Origin of the sequence: Kaistella solincola, assembly GCF_000812875.1 — a bacterium.
GTDB classification, from domain to species: Bacteria; Bacteroidota; Bacteroidia; order Flavobacteriales; family Weeksellaceae; genus Kaistella; species Kaistella solincola.
The window spans coordinates 31,467-50,975 of sequence record NZ_JSYK01000003.1 but is presented as its reverse complement, the minus strand read 5'-3'; the positions used below and the strand labels follow the sequence as shown (position 1 = coordinate 50,975).

At 41.1% G+C, this 19,509-nt stretch carries 13 protein-coding genes; 2 read left to right on the top strand and 11 right to left on the bottom strand.

From position 1 onward, the window contains the following. Positions 1-7 precede the first annotated feature (7 nt). The 7 genes from folE to OA84_RS04240 all read right to left on the bottom strand — a co-directional run bounded on the left by folE (position 8) and on the right by OA84_RS04240 (position 13,364). Complete coding sequence (folE, locus tag OA84_RS04270; RefSeq protein ID WP_039342993.1) at positions 8-673, bottom strand: GTP cyclohydrolase I FolE; 666 nt, start codon at positions 671-673, stop codon at positions 8-10. 229 nt (positions 674-902) lie between these two features. Continuing rightward, entirely contained in the window at positions 903-7,961 is a 7,059-nt protein-coding gene (gene sov / locus OA84_RS04265) for a T9SS outer membrane translocon Sov/SprA (RefSeq protein ID WP_039345653.1), read from the bottom strand. Between the two features lie 21 nt (positions 7,962-7,982). Beyond that, the gene (ruvA, locus tag OA84_RS04260) at positions 7,983-8,567 is read right to left on the bottom strand and encodes a Holliday junction branch migration protein RuvA (protein WP_039342990.1); all 585 of its coding nucleotides are present in this window, start codon (positions 8,565-8,567) and stop codon (positions 7,983-7,985) included. Positions 8,568-8,583: 16 nt separating this feature from the next. Continuing rightward, the gene (locus OA84_RS04255) at positions 8,584-10,875 is read right to left on the bottom strand and encodes an NADP-dependent malic enzyme (protein WP_039342986.1); all 2,292 of its coding nucleotides are present in this window, start codon (positions 10,873-10,875) and stop codon (positions 8,584-8,586) included. 77 nt (positions 10,876-10,952) lie between these two features. Then, positions 10,953-11,813 (bottom strand): BadF/BadG/BcrA/BcrD ATPase family protein, encoded by an 861-nt coding sequence (locus OA84_RS04250; RefSeq protein ID WP_039342984.1) that lies wholly within the window; start codon positions 11,811-11,813, stop codon positions 10,953-10,955. Between the two features lie 144 nt (positions 11,814-11,957). After that, positions 11,958-12,206 (bottom strand): NifU family protein, encoded by a 249-nt coding sequence (locus tag OA84_RS04245; RefSeq protein ID WP_052252107.1) that lies wholly within the window; start codon positions 12,204-12,206, stop codon positions 11,958-11,960. 42 nt (positions 12,207-12,248) lie between these two features. Then, the gene (locus OA84_RS04240) at positions 12,249-13,364 is read right to left on the bottom strand and encodes an Mrp/NBP35 family ATP-binding protein (RefSeq protein ID WP_039342978.1); all 1,116 of its coding nucleotides are present in this window, start codon (positions 13,362-13,364) and stop codon (positions 12,249-12,251) included. 247 nt (positions 13,365-13,611) lie between these two features. Between OA84_RS04240 and OA84_RS04235 the strand changes: the two genes are divergently transcribed. Beyond that, entirely contained in the window at positions 13,612-14,211 is a 600-nt protein-coding gene (locus OA84_RS04235; protein WP_039342963.1) for a DUF4142 domain-containing protein, read from the top strand. Between the two features lie 70 nt (positions 14,212-14,281). On the opposite strand, the gene OA84_RS04230 is transcribed toward OA84_RS04235, so the two are convergent. The 4 genes from OA84_RS04230 to OA84_RS04215 form a co-directional block, all read right to left on the bottom strand. Beyond that, positions 14,282-15,532, bottom strand: coding sequence for a dicarboxylate/amino acid:cation symporter (locus OA84_RS04230; RefSeq protein WP_039342936.1), 1,251 nt, complete (start codon positions 15,530-15,532; stop codon positions 14,282-14,284). Between the two features lie 248 nt (positions 15,533-15,780). Next, complete coding sequence (locus OA84_RS04225) at positions 15,781-16,200, bottom strand: SH3 domain-containing protein (protein WP_039342934.1); 420 nt, start codon at positions 16,198-16,200, stop codon at positions 15,781-15,783. A gap of 5 nt (positions 16,201-16,205) precedes the next feature. After that, complete coding sequence (locus OA84_RS04220) at positions 16,206-16,694, bottom strand: BON domain-containing protein (RefSeq protein WP_039342932.1); 489 nt, start codon at positions 16,692-16,694, stop codon at positions 16,206-16,208. A 152-nt stretch (positions 16,695-16,846) separates the two neighbouring features. After that, positions 16,847-17,461 carry an alpha-ketoglutarate-dependent dioxygenase AlkB family protein gene (locus OA84_RS04215; RefSeq protein ID WP_039342930.1) on the bottom strand — a complete coding sequence of 205 codons (615 nt, stop codon included), beginning with the start codon at positions 17,459-17,461 and terminating at the stop codon, positions 16,847-16,849. Between the two features lie 60 nt (positions 17,462-17,521). Here OA84_RS04215 and OA84_RS04210 point away from each other — a divergent pair, with 60 nt between their 5' ends. Beyond that, positions 17,522-19,378 (top strand): CocE/NonD family hydrolase, encoded by a 1,857-nt coding sequence (locus tag OA84_RS04210; protein WP_039342911.1) that lies wholly within the window; start codon positions 17,522-17,524, stop codon positions 19,376-19,378. Positions 19,379-19,509 lie beyond the last annotated feature (131 nt).

The following is a 19,509-nucleotide window of genomic DNA, read 5'->3' as shown; positions in this document are numbered from 1 at the left end:
TTTGAAATTAGTCCAGTTTTGCGTGGTTTCCTACGTAGTGCAAGAATTCCTGACGCGTAATCGGATTGGTTCGGAAAAGGCCGCTAAGCTCGGCGGTTGTGGTGGAGCTTGCAGTATCTTTAATGCCGCGACAGTTCACGCACAAATGTTTTGCTTCAATGATACACGCTACATCTTTGGTACCTAAAGCATCTTTCAGCGCATCCACAATTTGCATCGTCAGCCTTTCCTGAACTTGCGGACGTTTCGAATAATAATCCACAATGCGGTTGATTTTTGAAAGACCGATCACTTCGCCGTTTGAAATATACGCCACGTGCGCTTTGCCGATAATCGGTAAAAAATGGTGCTCGCAGAAAGAATATACGGTGATGTCTTTTTCCACAAGCATTTGGCGGTATTTGTATTTATTGGAAAAAGTGGAAATCCGCGGTTTATTTTCGGGCAGAAGACCGCCGAAAATTTCGTTTACATACATTTTTGCCACGCGTCTTGGGGAATCTTTCAGCGAATCATCGGTCATATCCAGACCAAGCGTTTCCATAATTTCATGGAAATGTTGCTGAATAAGCTGAATTTTTTCCGCCGGTAATTTATCAAAAGCATCTGCGCGAAGCGGTGTATGTTCTTTTCCGGTGAACACATCGTCGTCAAAGTCGATATCCTGATCCATAAAATGTTATAATGAAAGCAAAATTAAGGATTTAATTTCATGTTTTTTCAATTCAGGAAAAAAGGCTTAAATAGCCCGGATTTTTTTCAGATTAAATCACTTTAATTCTGCTTTTTTTAAAATCAGAAAAAACGGTCATTTAGCAGCGAATTTTTAAACCAAATGATTTTTTATTCAGGTTTTCAAATCGGAAAAAAATGGTCATTTAGCAGGGAATTTTTTAACCAAATTAAAACCCACCGGTGCCACCGAAAGTAAATGTCGCTGTAAGTCCCGCACGTACTGTTGAAAGCGGAAACGCCGTAGAAATTTTATATTTCGTCATCAGCTGGTCGTAGAAAAACCGGATGTTGAAATTCTGCGACATATTATAATCTGCGGAAAGTTTTAAGCTCAGCATCCGCTGGCCGCCCGTTACCTGAGAATCGTCCTGCAAAATATTGGTAATTCTGGTTTGGCTGTCTCTTAAAGCAAAATCGCCACGAACATTTAGGTCACTTTTAATGTTGCGCTGTTTTCCTTTGAAGTTCAGCTTCAATTTTAAATCCTTCAAAATATACCCAAAACCGAGGATATATTCTTTCCCGATATCTTCTGTCAGCGTATGATTTATCAAACCGAGCATAAACAAACGGTCGGTGTTGTACTGCGCACGGAACTGCATATTATTTCGCATCGTTACATCAGCACCGATCAGCGGCGCAAAAGCTTCCACATAGCCAACCTGCGAAAACGTGTAAGGATTGTAAAAATCGCCAAACGCGTCGCGGTTGTCAGTACCGTTGTTCTGAACATTGTAATAATCAATGCTGGACTGGATTCCCGCGGCGGTGTACGTGGAAGTGTAACCGTGCAAAATATCAAATTTGGAAAATTGGCTGTTTATAAGCGGAATATTTTTTAAACCGGAATAAGTCACACGCCAGTTCGGTAATGGGAAACCGGATTTTTTCGGATTGTCCAGCGGACCACCCGCCGACTTACCTTCAACAGCTGCCTGAAAAGCCGGAACCAAAACGTAAGCGTTTGCTAATGAATGTCCGTCTGTAAAGCCATTAGCATCAAGCGGTCCACCGAATTGCTGAGAAATTTCCCGGGCATTTGAGATCATATTTTCGTAAATCGTACGGCCGTCTACAAACGAAGTTCCGAAGGTCCACGCCGTTTTGGAATAGGTGATTAAATCGCTGCCAAAGGAGAACTGAAAACCATTATTAGGATCGGAATCTGCATCTACATTATAACCGCCCTGAATGAAATTGCTGTTGTAATTTTTCAGGAAATTAATATCGATCCGGAAATCGTTTACCGGCATAATCTGGACGTTCGCGAGGAAGTTTTGATTTTTCAGCTGCGAATAAGGATCGTTCATATAATTGGAATCCGAAATCCAACCGTTTTCAATCACTGTTCGTCTAATGTCTGCCTGAGAACCTACAAGGAAACCAACAGTTGGTCCGCCGATATTTTGGCCATATCCGTACCAGTTTGGCGCTGCCAATAAACCAGGTAAAACAGTTCCGTTGTTTTCGTTGTAAGAAATATCCAGCTGCTTCACGGAGGTTAATGCGTAAGCAACCGCCTGCATTGGATTTAATTTATTTTTGAATCTGTAATTTTTGAAATTTCGCTTTTTGTTTTTCTTCTGCCAGGCTAAATTATAAACATTGTTCAGTGAATCGATTTCCTGACGGCGTTTTTGCATTGTGGAACTAATTGCCTGGAAATATTTAAATTTTCCGAAAAATTTTGGAACATCTACCGCTGCTGTCGCAATAATATTATTGGTATTTTGACCGATACTACCCAAACTTTCTTCACGTCCAGTGTCCGGATTTCTGAAATTTGTAAGTACAGTGCTGCGCGCGTTCCAGTTATAGGTAAAACCATAACCTAGTTCGGCATTAATAAAGTCCAAATAAGGCAAATATTCAAAAGGCAAACGATAACTCAGCTGAACGCGGTGATTGTACAAAACTGGTCGACCAGCTCGGAAAGGATCAGCGAAAATCGATTTTGTGTTCATATTATAGACACTCAGATTGTCGTTTAAAGTCCGCATGGCGGAATTTATATCGAGTTTGAGCGATTTGGTAAAATTAAAACCAATACCATATTGCCAGCCAAAATAGAAATTCCGGTTTTTGATTACGTCGAAATCCTGCGCCGCATTTCCGCCAAGAATTGCATCGATATTTCTGAATTCCAGCTCATTATAATTTCGGTCGATTTCTGTTCTGAAAGAAAGTCTCGTCGGAACCGGATTAAAGTTTACTTCCTTAATCCAGCGTAAATATTTGTACGATTTTGCCGTGTCGCTGACCAGTTTATTAAATGGTCTTAAAACCCAAGGTTTGAAGGAATAATTATAGTCGATATAACCTTTCAGATATTGGCGGTAATTCTTTTTGGTATAAACATCGCGGAAATAATCATCGTTATAAATCGCGGTCACCGATAGATTTTCTACGTCATAAAAGCGCGGTTTTTTATTAGGATTCATTCGTTCCTTTCGCATATTTACCACGCCAATGCTGCGTTGCTGCGTGTAAGTTCGTGCAACGGTTTTCAGCTCTTCTTTATTTGGTGCTTTTTCAAAAGTTACATCATTATCCAGCGGATTGTATTTCGGATCTTCAATCGTTTGCGTGTAGGAATAATTTACCGGCACCTTTAAACCAAATTTTTCCGGTAAAAATTTATCCACGTTCACGGTCGTATTGATGTTATAAGCAGCTAATGTAGACTGGGCTCTTTCCGCGGGTTTTTCGGTAATACCTCCAAAACCAATGGTTGAATAAGAAGCGTTGGCATTAACCAAAGCAAAATCACCAAGGTTAAAATTCACACTTGCATTCCCAGCATAACCGCCTTTATTTTCAATTTCAGAAAGACGGATTTCATTAACCCATAGCACCACTTCTTTGGAAACAACGGAATTTTTATTGCGCACACCCAACATAATGGTCGTTACGTTGCCTAAACTCGGGCGACCTTTGATATATATTTTTTTGTTAGGATCAAGTGAACCGTATTCCACATCTTCGCGGCGAAGTTCTATTTCGGTCGGATAGTTTTGGTCGCGGCGCAGTTTTGCATCCACAAAATCCTGGATTTCTAAATCTACATTATTTTCCGAAGGCCAAATTTCCAGCGGTGAACGTGCATTTTTTGAAGTATATTTCAGCGAAGCTTCATACTCGTAATAATTGTCGGTTGCATCACTACCAAAACGGATGAAAAATTTAGCGTCTTCATCGTAGTTCGAAGAAGTAACATCTTTTAAATCTTCAGCGTGAACGAAAAGCTCCAGCTTTTTGTAACGACGCATATCCAAAGCCACATTTTTAAAAACTCCGCGCGAAGAATTTTTTTCTAAAGGCGCCGCTTTTAAATATAAAGAAGCTTCATTCTGTCTCTGTACACCGGCATTTCCGCTCAAAACCTGACGGTCAATTCCCGGAGGCAGAACATAAGGCGGTTGGCTTAAACCGTTTTCTTCCAAATTTACACTTCCGACATCTAAATTCTGGTCGGTTACCAGCTCAATTCCTTCAGTATCAGAAGCATTTGTCGCGATGTTTTTGGTATATTTTCGCCAATCGCTTCGAACCAAATCCAAAGTTCCAAAACGAAGCGTAGAAGTTTGGTCGAATCCAGTAAGCAGCATTCTTGCGAACCGTACATTATTCAGAATGGAAGGATCTGCTTCGCCGGCATCATAATCATATTGCGCCACCGGCACACGGAATAAATACCATTTGTTGGTTCCGGTTTGTCCGTTTTGAAATTTACTTTCCACTTCTTTAACATCAACAATAAAATTTTGCCCTAATTGCAGGTTATTTTTATCGAGATTAATGGTGTACTGGTTATAGTTTTCGCTTTGGTCCAGGTTGTAATCGCGGTTTACATCTTCAGCATCCGGAGTTTGTGTGGCAACTTCCAGAGAATTGCTTTGCGAATTACCTTCAGGACCACGGAAGTATTTATAGCGTTGGGTTACAGAACCCGCTTGATTTCCTTGAAACTGGTCTGATAAATAAAATACGAAATCATCCGACGCCGGATCCGAATTATTGGTAACCGGATTAATAAAATTGGTCGCGAACTTGGCTGTTTCTCCCGCAGCATCAAGACCGTCATAACCTAAATCCTGCGCCGTACGCTCTGCACCTTCCGAAGAAAATGCATAAAGCACCGGGAATTGATTCGGTTGAACACCCCAATTTGTAGTCGTGGTATTTGCAGGAACGGCAGGTGTTGGCAAGCCGTTTTCGTACATAAGTTTACCATCTTTCAGCAAGTCTTCGGAAACATTTCCCAATTGTAAAAGAAGTTTTGGTGTTGCACCTAACGGATTTCCGTCTGCGTAAGGATCCATCATCCAGAACTCCACATATTCGATATTTGAATTGGTGAAATTGGACACCGAAATAGGTCTCATTAACCCCGCCCAGCGCTGCTGCGTAGTTTCAGAAGCTGGATTTACATTATATGGTCCCCTTTCCGTCGGGAAATAAGTAAGGTCGAACGTGTTGGTATACAGTTGTTCACCGGCAACGAAATCGCGGCTGTTGAACAGTTCAGATGTTTTCACACGTCGGGACGCGTGATTTGATACGGCTTCGGCATTAATTCCACTCGGCGCTTTTCCTCCTATTCCATAAAATCTCGGATCAATATTGTACCAGCTTAACAAACCACGTCCATTTCCAAAAGATAAATTATCATTGAGATTACCGGTAGAAAAAATAGGTTCCGGATTTTTTTCCGGTTTTGAAGCCAAACTCCACATCGCAGGTTCTTTCAGCGAAATTTTTGAGGTACTTTGTTCAAAATCATCGATATAAGACTGGTCGCCAATTCCTTTATTTTGACCCGGAATTAAATAGGCTCCTTCAGCCATAAAGTTCAAATTCGATGGTGCTTCGGTATTTACAAACGGAATTTTATCGGTTAAGCGGGTTAAAAAAGGCAATTCGTTGTTATACAAAATATTGAAGCCAGCCATTGTATTATTCACAGCTTCCTGACCAAAATTTACCTTTTGGGTTAGCGGCGTTTCGGCATAATTTACCACCGTAGCACCGACGGTTAAATGTTCATTAAATCTTCTTTCGAGATTTAAACCCAGGAATCTTTTTCTTTGGGTATTGAAAGTCAGCTGATTTTCCAATGAAATATTGATCGCCTGCCCCGACTGCTTTACGGTTTCATTGATAATGTTTACCGTTCCCAGCATATAATCGACGGTATAATCAATACCCTCCTGAAGCTGTACGCCGTTGGCGGTAACTTTTACAGAACCTTGCGGCACGTTAATCGCTCCTAATGAAATGCCCGAACCCTGGCTGCCTTTATAACGGCCTTCCATGGTATATCGCAACGCAAGATTGTTCTGCGAAGCGACCTGCTTTTGCTGATTGTAAAGGTCATTAAAAACGAAATTCGGATCGTCTTTTCCCAATACACTTTCCAGATAAGCGCCGAAAGGTTTGGCTTTAGTGAAAATTACGCGTCCGTTTTCGGAACTCACCGTAATGCCGGGAACATAATCGAAAATGCCGTCGCCTGTTTCACCTGAACCTTCCTGCAAATCGTTATTCATATTTAAACGGTCCCAGTTGAAGAGTTTCAGTAAATTAGGATTAACCTGAGGGTCGGGCGCGTTAACAGTTGTTGGCAAATAATTTACCTTTCCGCCTGTTTGAGGATCGCGGTAATACACGTTGAGTAAAAATCCGTCTGGATTAATCTGATTGGTATTTAATGAATAAATGTTCTTCATCATCAAATCCCACATTGGCGATGAAGTTTTCACGGTGCTGTTCGGTTTCAGAACTTTGGTGATGAGCACCGGACTTTCCTCCGAAAATTCACCAACTTTATAAACTTTATTGTCACCATTTAAAGTATAACTGTACGAAACTGCCAAAAGCTGGTTGTCATTAAGTCTTTGGTTCAGTGAAACGTAACCTAACTGCGGATGATAAGTAAATTCGTTTTGATTTAATTTTCTTGCTTTACGGTTGAAGATAAATTGCTCACCGTCCACGTAATTTTCTGCTGAACCGTTTGCGTTCGGGAAAGATTTACCATTTATAGCATTGTAGGCGGTATTTACGTCGCGAATTGCCGGACCTAAACTGACGATGCTTTGGTATAAATTATTTTGTGAATTATCCGGAAAACCTGACGTGCCATCACCTAAATCCCGAATCCCAAGAATTCCTTTTTGGTCCTGAAGATTTCCGGAACCCTGATCTAAAACCCAGGCTTCAATGCGGCTGATATTCACACGGGAATTGATCTGGGGGTAATTAAGAAGCGCTTTGTCGTAAGTATTTAAGAAAAAATGTCCCAGAAAATAGTGCTGATTATCTTCATAATCTACCGCGTTGAACTTAAAAGTGTTCATAACGCCACCGCCCTGAGCAATGATGTTTCGGGCTTCACCTTGCTGTTGCGAAAACACCAAAGTTCCGTAGGTTTTCCCCAGCTGAAACTCCGTCTTTAGTCCAAAAAGCGATTCGGAACCGCGAATTAAACTAGTGGAAAGCGGCATATTTACATTTCCGAATTCCACGCGCTTGATGATTTTATCTTCGCCGCTGCCAGTTGGGTTATTTAAACCTTTGGTCTGTAAATCGCGCCAGGTTCCTTTTGCCTGCCAGATGAGGTTCATGCGGTTTTCAAAAGCAAAACCGCTTTGGGTATCGTAATTGGCTTTTAACTGTAGATTTTCACCTACTTTACCAATCATTCCCAACTGGATTCGCTGCTGAATATCAATAGCAAAATTGGTCCTGTTTTGGGGCAAAATTAACGGATTATCTATTTTTTGGTAAAGACCTCCAATGTCAAAGGAAGCGAACCCTTGCGGAATAATTTCAATCTTATTGCCGCCAAATAAGGTTTCAAAAAGTTTGTTTTTAACCTTTACAGATGGTAGTAAACCTTTTTTTATGGCTTCCGTCTGATCTTTCCTATAACCTAAATCATTAATTGATGATTTTTCACGGTAATATTCGCTTATTTCGTTGGTCAGCATATACTTTTGGTATTCTGCAGACGTCATGGAAACGGGATTTCCCACCACCATATTACCGATTTTGGGATAAAGAATGTACATGCCGCTGGAAACATCATAAAATGCTTCGTAGCGGGTGGGATTGGGCAAAGAAAAATCCTGTCGTACGCTGGCACTATCGCTGGGTTTAACCTGCGCGAAAACCGACGTAAGAGAAAAAAACGTAAGTAGAAAACCTAAAAAACGCTGTTGAATTAATCTTTTTCTTCCCAAATGTTAAATATTTTTTAATATTTGTTTTATCAGGTCTTCTACCGTCAAGTCCGGGTTTTGCTTTAAAATACGGTCGGCAATTTTCTCGCTCATTTTTTTTGAAATACCCAAAACTTCTAAAGCTGATAACGATTCCTCCTTCACTTTATTATTTACGGCCGGTGAAAAATTACCGGCTGAAACGGCAAATTTTTGCATTTTATCTTTCAGTTCCACGATAATACGCTCTGCAGTCTTGGCACCAATTCCTTTTACCTTTTGCAGCATCATGCTGTTGTTTGATAGGATGCCGGTAGCAATCTCCTGCAAAGACAGCGATGAAAGCATGATTAAAGCCGAGACCGGCCCAACCCCATTCACGCTGATCAGCAAATTAAACAGCTCTTTTTCAGCGATGGTATCAAAACCAAAAAGCAGGTTTGCATCTTCGCGGATGATTTGCTGGATGTTTAAAAAAGTTTCCTTTCCTAAGACCAATTTTTCTGAGGTTTGCAGACTGATGCCAACAAAATAACCCACACCGTTTACATCAACGACGACGGAAGTTGGGTTAAGTTGCTGAACAATTCCTTTAAGCGAATATATCATTTTTAAAAATTAATAATTACGCTTTTGATTCTTCACGGCGCTGCGCATCCAAAACAGCTATTGTTGCCAGATTCACGATTTCATCGACACTGGCGCGCATTTGCAGGACGTGAACTGGTTTTTTCAAGCCCATTAAAATTGGTCCAACGACTTGCGCTACTTTTAAACCACGGATAATTTTATAGGAAATATTTGCACTTTCTAAATTCGGAAAGACAAAAACGTTCGCCGGCGTTGTTCCCAATTTTGAAAAAGGATAATCAGAAAGATGGTCGCTATCCAAGGCAAAATCAGGTTGAATTTCACCATCCACAATCATTTTGGGAAATTTTTCGTGCAAGATAGAAACTGCTTTAGCCACTTTTTTTGAGGTTTCCGAACGGCTGGAAAAGTTTTCAAAAGACAACATCGCTATTCGCGGTTCTACAGCAAACGTTCGCACAGTCATCTCAGACATTCGTGCTATATTCACCAAATCTTCAGCTGTTGGGTTTTGATTAATGGAAGTATCCGCAAAGAAAATGGGCTTCTTCTCCGTCATAATCATCATCATGGAGGAAATTTTATCTACACCCTTTTCTTTTTCCACGATTTTCAAAATAGGTTTAATCGTAGACGCATAATTTTTCGAAAAACCAACAATTAAAGCGTCGGTGTCATTATGATGAAGCATTAAGGGACCGAAATAATCACGCTGCCGTACATATCTTTTTGCTTTATATTCATTCATGCCTTTGCGCTGGCGCATTTTCCAGAGTGTTTCCCGGTACTCCAGACGGTTTTCTGCCTGATCATCGTCCATTGGATCAATAATCGGTACGTTCAGCTCAATACCGAATTTTTTCATCTGCTGCTGAATGTATTTCTTTTCACCTAATAAAATCGGGTGCGCAATACCTTCTTCAACGAGAATCTGAGCAGCTTTTAACACATTATATTCTTCCGCATTTCCTAGCGTAACGCGTTTGGGATTCGACCGCGCACGATTTTGCATCATGCGGATGAGTTTTTCGTCGCGACCCATTCGATCCAGCAAAGCATTTTCATACTCGTCAAAATTTTCGATGGGTTTACCGGCAATTCCGCTTTCCATTGCCGCTTTTGCTACCGCAACAGAAACTCTTGTAATTAAACGGTTATCAAACGGTTTTGGAATAAAATATTCGCGTCCGAAATTCAAACCTTTTAAACTGTACGCGAGAATTACAGCTTCCGGAACTGGCTCTTTCGCTAGTTTAGCAATCGCATGAACTGCGGCCAATTTCATGGCTTCATTAATTCCGGTTGCCTGTACGTCTAAAGCGCCGCGGAAAATGTACGGGAAACCTAAAACATTATTTACCTGGTTAGGATAGTCGCTTCGACCGGTTGCCATAATGGTGTCGGGTCTGGTCGACATCGCAACATCGTATTCAATTTCCGGGTCTGGATTTGCCAAACCGAAAACGATCGGATTTTCTGCCATTTGCATCAGCATTTCCGGCGTCATAATATTTCCTTTGGAAAGACCAATGAATACGTCCGCACCTTTCAAGGCTTCAGCTAAAGTATTTCGGTCCGTATTAGCAACAAAATCTAGTTTTTCTGGGGTCAGGTTTTCGCGACGCTGATTGATAACGCCTTTGGAATCGCACATTAAAATATTTTCTATGCGAAGGCCAAGCTGAACATACAGCTTTGTACATGCAATTGCAGCGGCGCCGGCACCGTTTACCACCATTTTTATCTCATCGATTTTTTTATCTGCAATTTCAAGTGCGTTAACCAAAGCTGCAGCAGAAATAATCGCTGTTCCGTGCTGATCGTCGTGCATCAGCGGAATATTAAGCTCTTCCTTCAAACGCTGCTCGATGTAAAAAGCTTCAGGCGCTTTAATATCTTCAAGGTTAATTCCACCAAAAGTTGGCGCAATACCTTTTACAATTTCGATGAATTTGTCGGGATCTTTTTCGTTGATTTCAATATCAAAAACATTGATGTCCGCAAAAATTTTAAAAAGCAATCCTTTACCTTCCATGACCGGTTTTGAAGCTTCAGCACCGATGTCGCCCAAACCTAAAACCGCAGTTCCATTGGAGATTACAGCAACAAGATTTCCTTTTCCGGTGTACTCATATGCGAGTTTCGGATCTTTTTCAATTTCGAGACACGGGATAGCAACTCCGGGCGAATATGCCAGCGACAGATCGCGCTGCGAAGAATGTGGTTTAGAGGGAATTACTTCAATTTTCCCCTTCGGTTCATTGCTGTGATAATCTAAAGCGGCTTGTCTGAAATTGCGCTCGTCTCGATTGTTTGTAGTGGACATGACTTGATTTTTTAGCGGTATTTTGAGGCAATTTTCCTCAAATACCTAAATATTATTAAAGTTCTTCCGGACCGAAATTAGTCCAGATTTAGAATGTATTTTTTGTGATAGTCTACCAGACTTTCTATAGGTTTTTGTACGACTCTGCCGATTTTTAAATTGAGTTCAGCTGCTGCAGAACGCAGGATATCTTCATAAATAAAGGCAATATAACCCATAAAATTTATATTTACTTCCCGTGCTTCCGGATATGGTAAAACCTGGTAATCCAAAAAGTTTTTCATTTCATCGAAAACCATATTCTGAAAGTAGGGATGCTCTTTTCTTTCAGCGATAAATTTGTTGAAGTCGCCCAGATACGCATTGGCGCGAGGATTATGGTACATATTTTTAATGGCGTCGTCGATGGTTAGCTGGTATTTTTCTTTGAATTGCTTTTCCAAATCGACGGGCAATTTTTTCATGAAAAACCTGCGCAATAGATGTTTTCCCAAAGCGCTGCCGCTTCCTTCGTCACCGATAAGGAAACCTAAAGAAGGCAAATCAATACGGATTTTTTCACCATCAAAAAAGCAGGAATTAGAACCGGTTCCCAGAATGCAAACCATACCGGGTTCACCGTCGTAAGCCGCATAGGCCGCGGCGGTCATATCTTCTTTCACCCGAATTTCCGCTTGCGGAAAAGAGGTTACAAATTCGTCATTCACCTTTTTTGCATTCGCAGCGGTGCCGCAACCAGAACCATAAAAGAACAGCTTTTCGATATAATTTTTTAGGAAAAAAAGGTCTTCATTGCGATCGATTTCTTTTCCGATAAAATCCGGATTGATAATATTTGGATTAAAGCCTAAAGTTGTAGTCCGCAGGTGAAGTTTCCCGGAATTATCCAGGATAACCCAGTCACATTTCGTAGAACCGCCGTCTATAATGGCAATCATATAATCATTAGTTTAAAGTGCTAAAATAATTAATTTCAACGTCAAAATTTTAGACTATGCGAAATTACGCATAATTACCGTCTTGCCGAAGCGGAGATAAAAAAAACGGACAATTGCCCGTTTTAATTTTTTGGTGGAATATTTTTATTCTACTGCAAGCACCTCGGTGATTTCCGGCGCAAATTGCTTCACGGTATTTTCCACACCAAGTTTCATTGTAGAAAAACTCATCGGGCAGCCGTTGCAGTTGCCGTGGAGTTTTACCAATACGGTGTGTTCGCGCACATCGATCAGTTCGATATCGCCGCCGTCTTTATTCAAAAACGGACGTATACTTTCCAGTGCCAACAGTACTTTGGTTACCGTTTCTTCCTGTGTTAATTGTTTTTCCATCGTTTGAGATTCATTCTTTATTCGAAGAATAAAAGGTGTTTTTTAGGCGTTTTTTTTGTTTTTTGGTGAACAGCCTGCCATTGTGGTAATTTTTACCGCTTCGGTCGCCGGCATGTTTTTATTCCGTTCTACTAGGCTTTCTACCATTTTCTGGGTAGTTTCATGATAAATTTTTGCAACTACAGAATTTTCCTGCAAAGCTGCCGGTCTGCCAACGTCACCGGATTCGCGGATACTTTGTACCAAAGGAATTTCACCTAAAACAGGAATTCCTAAATCTTCAGCTAAAAACTGCGCGCCCTGGTTCCCGAAAATATAATATTTATTTTCCGGCAATTCTTCCGGAGTAAAATACGACATATTTTCAATTAAACCTAAAACCGGAATGTTGATGCTTTCCATCTGAAACATTGCGATTCCTTTTCTTACATCAGCAAGGGCAACGTGTTGTGGCGTACTTACGATTACCGCGCCGGTTACCGGAACTTCCTGAATAATTGATAAATGAATATCGCCTGTTCCCGGCGGCAAATCGATTAAAAGGAAATCAAGTTCACCCCATGCTGCGTCCCGAATCATTTGGTTTAATGCCTTAGAAGCCATCGGGCCACGCCAAACAACCGCCTGGTTTGCACCGGAAAAATATCCGATTGAAAGCATTTTTACCCCGTAATTTTCTACCGGTTTCATCAGTGATTTTCCGTCAACTTCCACGGTAATCGGTTTTGAACCTTCCGTATCCAACATCGTTGGAATTGATGGTCCGTAAATATCTGCATCTAAAATACCGACTTTAAAACCCATTGTTGCTAAAGTTACCGCAAGATTTGCTGCAACGGTAGATTTCCCAACGCCACCTTTTCCGGAAGCAATTGCGATAATATTCTGGATGCCCGGAATTTGTTTTCCTTTAATTTGATTTTGCTGAACTTCCGACGGTTCCGGAGAGGCAATTTTCAGTTTCAAAACCACTTCCTCACCAAACTGCGAAGCGAACGCCTGTTTCATGGCAGCTTCCAGCTTTTTCTTTTCGTGCATTGCCGGTGAATGCGCGGTCATATCGATATACACATCATTTCCCATCACCTGGAAATTGTGCACCAAATCATCTACTTCTATCTCTTTCAGGAAATCCTGAACTTTTGCTTTCGTCAACATAATTCTTTATAAAAAATTGATGGTCAAATTTAAGCAATATTTTCTTATTTAGAATGATTAAAATTTATGATAAATGTTTGTGTTAAATCTACATCACGGTTACTTTGTAGATAAAGTTATGCTTAAATACTTATTGCACAGTTATTAAAATTAAAAATTAGCCGTTGAATTGGCAAAATTCTTGATGTTTCACAACTTTCTGATAGACAGACTGCTAAACTCAGTTTAATCTTAAAATATTACTATTATGAAAAATGCAATGCTTTCGGTCTTGTGCGCTGCGGCGCTGATGGCCTGTAACAAAAACGAAAACACGCAAACCACATCCACGACGGATAGTATAATGACCATGCCTGCCGACTCAACTATGATGATGACAGATTCAACGATGACTGGCACTACCAATGAAACGCTTACAGAACAGGATAAAATGTTCGCCAATGAAGCTGCTACGGGCGGAATGATGGAAGTGATGTTGGGGGTGTTGGCAGAAACCAACAGCACTCAGCAGGAAGTAAAATCGCTCGGCAAAATGATGGTAGATGATCACACCAAAGCCAACGATGAGCTTAAAAGTTGGGCAACAAGCGCCGGTTACGATTTACCAAATACGCTAAAAGCTGATATGCAGCAAAAATACAATGATATGCAAGCCACAAAGGGCGCTGATTTCGATAAGGCATATGTTGACTTTTTGGTGACTGATCATAAAAAAGATATTGCTGCCTTTAAAAAGCAGGCAGATGCTGGTGGAGATGGCAATTTAAAATCATTCGCCTCGAAAACAGTACCGATTTTGGAGAAACATCTGAAAGCATCACAAGATGTGATGAATAATTTAAAATAAATACCAATTGGCAAAAATGAAAAAAAACCGGTTTTTAACCGGTTTTTTCTATATTCTCAGCTGATCTGTGTTATAAATCCCCGCCGTGATTTTCGAGCTGACCTTCCCATTTCGAAACTGCTGAAGTTGCCAAAGCGTTACCTAAAACGTTGGTCATGGATCTTCCCATATCGCAGAAATGATCGATTGGTAAAATCAGTGCGATACCTTCTGGCGGAATACCAAACATGGTACACGTCGCGACAATGATGACCAAACTCGCGCGAGGCACGCCCGCAATTCCTTTTGAAGTAAGCATCAATACCAAAAGCATTATAACCTGCTGACCGATGGACATATCAATACCATATATCTGCGCGATGAAAATCGCTGCGAAAGTCATATACATCATACTTCCGTCCAGGTTAAAGGAATAGCCAAGCGGCAAAATAAACGAAACAATTCTGTTGTTACAGCCAAATCTTTCCAGCTCTTCTACCAATTTCGGGAAAACAGCTTCGGAACTTGTCGTGGAAAAAGCGATGAGTAACGGTGCTTTAATCCTGCGCATCAGTTCAAACAAACGGTTGCCGAGAATTAAATATCCTACAATACACAGTACTAACCATAAAACCGCCAGCGCAAAGAAGAAATCCCGGAGGTAAATCGCGTATACTTTAAATATTTCAAAACCATTGGTTGCAACGGTCGCTGCAATTGCACCTAAAACGCCTAATGGAGCAAACCACATGATGTAGCCCACCATTTTAAGGATCGCATGTGCGCAAATATCCAAAGCGCGGACAATGGGCTTGGTGTATTCTTCGCCCATATTTGCTAAAGCAATACCGAACATAATTGAAAACACCACAATCTGAAGCACTTCGTTTGTGGCGAAAGCTTCGAATAAACTTTTCGGAATAATATGGTTTACAAACTGTTCTAAAGACAATCCCTGGCTTGTAGCCAAAACCTCGCCCGCTGCATCTGCTGCAGGTTTCTCCAGCTGCATTACCAAGCCCGGCTCCAGCCAGTTTACAAATACAAGTCCGATGAAAAGTGAAACCAAAGATGCGGTAATAAACCAAAGCATTGCTTTGGAACCTACACGTCCAATCATTTTCATGTCGCTCATCTTTGCAATACCAACCACCAAAGTGGTGAATACCAGCGGCGCAATAATCATCTGCACCAAACGGATGAACATTGTGCCTAAAAGCTTAATGTTTTTTGCAAAGCCGGGAGCACTATCCGGATATTGGGTATGGACGACACCACCCATAATCACACCTATGATTAAAGCGACGATAATGGCGATGAACAGTTTGTTTTGACCTTTCATAAGGAGTTATTAAATGTAAGAATACAAATATATGTTTTTTTGCCAAAAATTGGGGTTATTTCTGCGTGGACAAGCGATTGAAGTGGAAATCCTTTTGCCGCGGCTGCGCCGCGGCAAAAGATTGCAACGGAAAGCGCGGTCCCGGCAGAAAAATTGGTGAGGAAAAGCATGGGAGAATTTTCTGGCGGGATGGCCCCAAAAAAAATTCCCCGTTAAAACAGGGAATTTTTCTTTTTTGCAAAAATCTTTTAAGAATGCAGATAGCGCGCGTAGGCGTAACCTTCTTCACCATCGGAAGTGCGAACTTTCCACCATTCATCGGAAGTCTGTTCTACTAAAGTTACGGTTTCACCTTTGGCGGCTTTGCCGATTACCGCAGCGTCGGTGGATGGTTGCTGACGAATATTCAAATTAGAAGACTCGGTATTGACCGTTAACGTGGAGCCGGAAGCCAAGCCATTGACCTGAACATCTAAATTAATGTCTGAGGCTGAATAGTTCGAATCGATGGTGCCTAGAGCGTTCCATACTGCATCTTTTGCGGCGCTGTTGGCCGCGTAGCCGGAAACGTAAAGAATGCCGTTCTGTTCCGCCACGCGCAAATGGGAAATTCCTGCATTTTGGGCAGCCGCTATTACACTGGCGTATTTATCCTGTAATGTACTCATAATCTCTATTTTACTGTATAGTTATAGTTTATTTTGCCGGCCTGTAGTGCATCTACAGATTCCTTAATCTTTCGTGCTTGTGCCGGAGAAACATTTCCGGTCAAGGTAAGTTCGCCGTTCACCACTTCAGCTTTTACGGAAGGGAAATCTTTCAGCGCGTCATCAACTTTCTGTTTCACCATCGGGTCAACGGCGCTGACGGTATCTACCACAGGCGGTGGTGGCGTTGCGGCAACGGTGGACATATCCATTACATCTTTAATACCTGGAATGGCTTTAAGCGAAGCGATCATATTGTCTTTGGATGCCTGATCTTCGAAAGTTCCGCTTAAATGTGCGGTACCGTCCTTAACTTCCACAGAAGCGTTGGGGTTAGAAGTCACTACAGTGGTCGCCTGAGTCTGAAGTTCAGCGTCGGTTACTTTCTTTTCGCAGGAAACAGAACCCATAGAAATCGTAAGCGCCAAAGCGGCAAGAGCAAGTGTCTTTTTCATAGTTTTAATGTTTAACGTTAATAATTATTCTCAAATTTAACAATTAATAAGCCTTTAAATCCTTAAAGTATTATAAAATTTTCTTAAAGTTTAAGGAATTTTTTTCGAAATTGATAAATTTTCGGGGCGATTCTGACCAATTTTTACGTTTTTTAATTGGTAGGATTTCGTGAGCGGAAAGTTAAATTTATGCGTGGCGAATGAATCTTTTTTGATGGTGGCAAACTGTGTAGCCAATGTCTTTGGGTTTCACCTTTCATCAGCAGTAAACTGCCGTTTCCCAGAATAAATTCCAGCCGCTCTTTCGTTGTTTTATGCTTGAAAACAAATTTCCGCGCGGCACCTAAACTTAGGGAAGCAATCGCACTGTTTTTAGTGATGTCGCCTTCGGAATCGCTGTGGTAGCCAAGTCCTTCGCTACCGTCGTGGTATAAATTCAAAAGGCAGGAATTGAATTTTTCACCCGTCAGCTCTTCCACCTTATTTTTCAGGTCTAAAAGTTCCGGCAACCAAACGGTGGCGGTTTTTTTAATTTGAGAATAAGTGTAATCCATTTCAGCATCGGCGTACCAAGCGATTTTTCGGCTGGTGACTATGTGTTTACCGAACATCATCACCTCATCATTTTTCCAGGCGGCGTTTTGCATTAATTTTTCGAAAAAATTTGTGGCTTCTTCGACGGATAAAATTTTACCGTAATAATTCACGGTTCCGTCGTATGGCAATAAATTGGCGTGCGGATCGGGTTGATGTTCAAATAATTCCATTCGGTATAAATTGGTAAGAATTTCTCAGATTTTTTGCTAAATTCGTTCAAAATAAATTCTATGAAAAAAATATTCCAGATTTTACTGGCTTTTTATTTTGTGACGGCCTTTTCTCAAAAACGGCCCGACAATACTTTTATTAGAGAAAATTACACCAAAAAAGAAGTTTACATTCCGATGCGCGACGGTATAAAACTTTTTACTTCGGTTTACGTCCCAAAAGATATTTCCAAAAACAACAAATATCCGTTCCTGATGCAGCGCACGTGTTATAGCGTGGCGCCGTATGGTGAAAACGAATACCGCAGCGGTCTCGGCCCGAACCAATACCTGATGAAAGATAAGTACATCTTTGTGTATCAGGATGTTCGCGGGCGATACATGAGCGAAGGAACTTTCACCAACATGACACCGCAGGTTGATCATAAAACCAAAAAAGATGTGGACGAAAGCACCGACACTTACGACACCATCGCGTGGTTGCTGAAAAACTTCGCGAACAATAATGGTAAAGTTGGGCAATACGGAACTTCTTATCCAGGATTTTATACTGCAGCTGGAATTTTATCTGATCACCCCGCGCTGGTTGCCTCTTCGCCGCAGGCACCGATTTCGGATTTCTGGAATGACGACTTTCTGCACAACGGAAAATTTATGTTGGGTTATTTCCGCACTTTTCCGGTTTTCGGAATTCAGAAAACAAAACCCGAAGATAAAGCCTGGTATATGGATACTTTCGTAAAACAGACTTCTGAAGACGGTTTGCAGTTTTACCGTGACATGGGAACTTTAAAAGACGGTTACGAGAAATATTACAAAAATAATTTCTTCATGACTGAAATTATGAACCACCCGAATTACGATGAATTCTGGCAAAAGAGAAGTTTATTACCACACCTGAAAAATGTGACACACGCGGTAATGACCGTCGGTGGTTGGTTTGATGCTGAAGATTTATCCGGTCCGCTGAATATTTACAAAACCATCGAAAAAACCAGCCCCAAAGCTAAAAACACTTTGGTAATGGGACCTTTTTCGCACGGCGCCTGGGCGCGTGAAACCGGAAAGCATTTTCATAATGAAATCTACTTCGGCGACAGCATCGCGACTTATTATCAAAGAAATTTGGAAACACCATTTTTTCGCCACTATTTGAAGGAAAATTCTAAAATTGACGCTGGTTTACCGGAAGCATCATTATTTGATACCGGTAAAATGGAATGGAAAGAATTTGCCGCTTATCCGCCGAATAATGTACAGAAAATACAGTTTTATCTTGCTGATGGAACGTTGAGAGATAAAGCTTCTGCAAGTGTTTCGGAATATTTCAGCGACCCGAATAATCCGGTGATCAGCTCTGAAAATCTGAAAGATTTCAACGGTTTTACGCCGAGAAATTATATGAGCGAAGACCAGCGTTTCGCGGTCGGCAGACCAGACGTGCTTACTTTCACCACCGATGTTTTAACAGAAGACATGACTTTCGCGGGAGAAATTTTAGCTAAACTAAAAGTGGCTTCCACTTCCACGGACGCGGATTTCGCTGTAAAATTAATCGATGTTTATCCACCGGATTTTGTTCCGGCGCAGAAAAAAGACGGTGTTGTTTACGGCAATTATCATCAAATGGTGAGAAGCGAAATTATGCCGGCGAGATTTAGAAACTCCCGTGAAAAACCTGAAGCTATGGTACCAAACCAAAACACTTCGGTTGATGTGAAACTGCAGGATGTTTTGCACACCTTTAAAAAAGGTCACCGAATTCAAATTCAGATTTCAAGCACTTGGTTCCCTTTATTTGCTGTGAATCCGCAGAAGTTTTTGGATAATCCGAACTTCGCGACGAAAGAAGATTACACCAAAGCTTTCATTAAAATATTTGGCGACAGCTCATTGGAAGTTGGTATTTTAAAATAAAAGCAGCTTTTAGCACCGAAAAATAAAGACCAAAACATCAATTTGTTTTGGTTTTTTTGATTATAAAAATTTGCCGTTTAAAGCGGCTTTTTTTTGATTTTGATGAAGAACGCCTGCCGCAGCTTTTATAG

Excerpts from the sequence above, each read along its gene's own strand:
- OA84_RS04230 (WP_039342936.1), bottom strand. The coding sequence starts at position 15,532 with ATGAAAGGTCAAAACAAACTGTTCATCGCCATTATCGTCGCTTTAATC.
- folE (WP_039342993.1), bottom strand. The coding sequence starts at position 673 with ATGGATCAGGATATCGACTTTGACGACGATGTGTTCACCGGAAAAGAA.
- OA84_RS04240 (WP_039342978.1), bottom strand. The coding sequence starts at position 13,364 with ATGTTGACGAAAGCAAAAGTTCAGGATTTCCTGAAAGAGATAGAAGTA.
- ruvA (WP_039342990.1), bottom strand. The coding sequence starts at position 8,567 with ATGATATATTCGCTTAAAGGAATTGTTCAGCAACTTAACCCAACTTCC.
- OA84_RS04235 (WP_039342963.1), top strand. The coding sequence starts at position 13,612 with ATGAAAAATGCAATGCTTTCGGTCTTGTGCGCTGCGGCGCTGATGGCC.
- OA84_RS04245 (WP_052252107.1), bottom strand. The coding sequence starts at position 12,206 with ATGGAAAAACAATTAACACAGGAAGAAACGGTAACCAAAGTACTGTTG.
- OA84_RS04255 (WP_039342986.1), bottom strand. The coding sequence starts at position 10,875 with ATGTCCACTACAAACAATCGAGACGAGCGCAATTTCAGACAAGCCGCT.
- OA84_RS04225 (WP_039342934.1), bottom strand. The coding sequence starts at position 16,200 with ATGAGTACATTACAGGATAAATACGCCAGTGTAATAGCGGCTGCCCAA.
- OA84_RS04220 (WP_039342932.1), bottom strand. The coding sequence starts at position 16,694 with ATGAAAAAGACACTTGCTCTTGCCGCTTTGGCGCTTACGATTTCTATG.
- OA84_RS04210 (WP_039342911.1), top strand. The coding sequence starts at position 17,522 with ATGAAAAAAATATTCCAGATTTTACTGGCTTTTTATTTTGTGACGGCC.
- OA84_RS04215 (WP_039342930.1), bottom strand. The coding sequence starts at position 17,461 with ATGGAATTATTTGAACATCAACCCGATCCGCACGCCAATTTATTGCCA.
- OA84_RS04250 (WP_039342984.1), bottom strand. The coding sequence starts at position 11,813 with ATGATTGCCATTATAGACGGCGGTTCTACGAAATGTGACTGGGTTATC.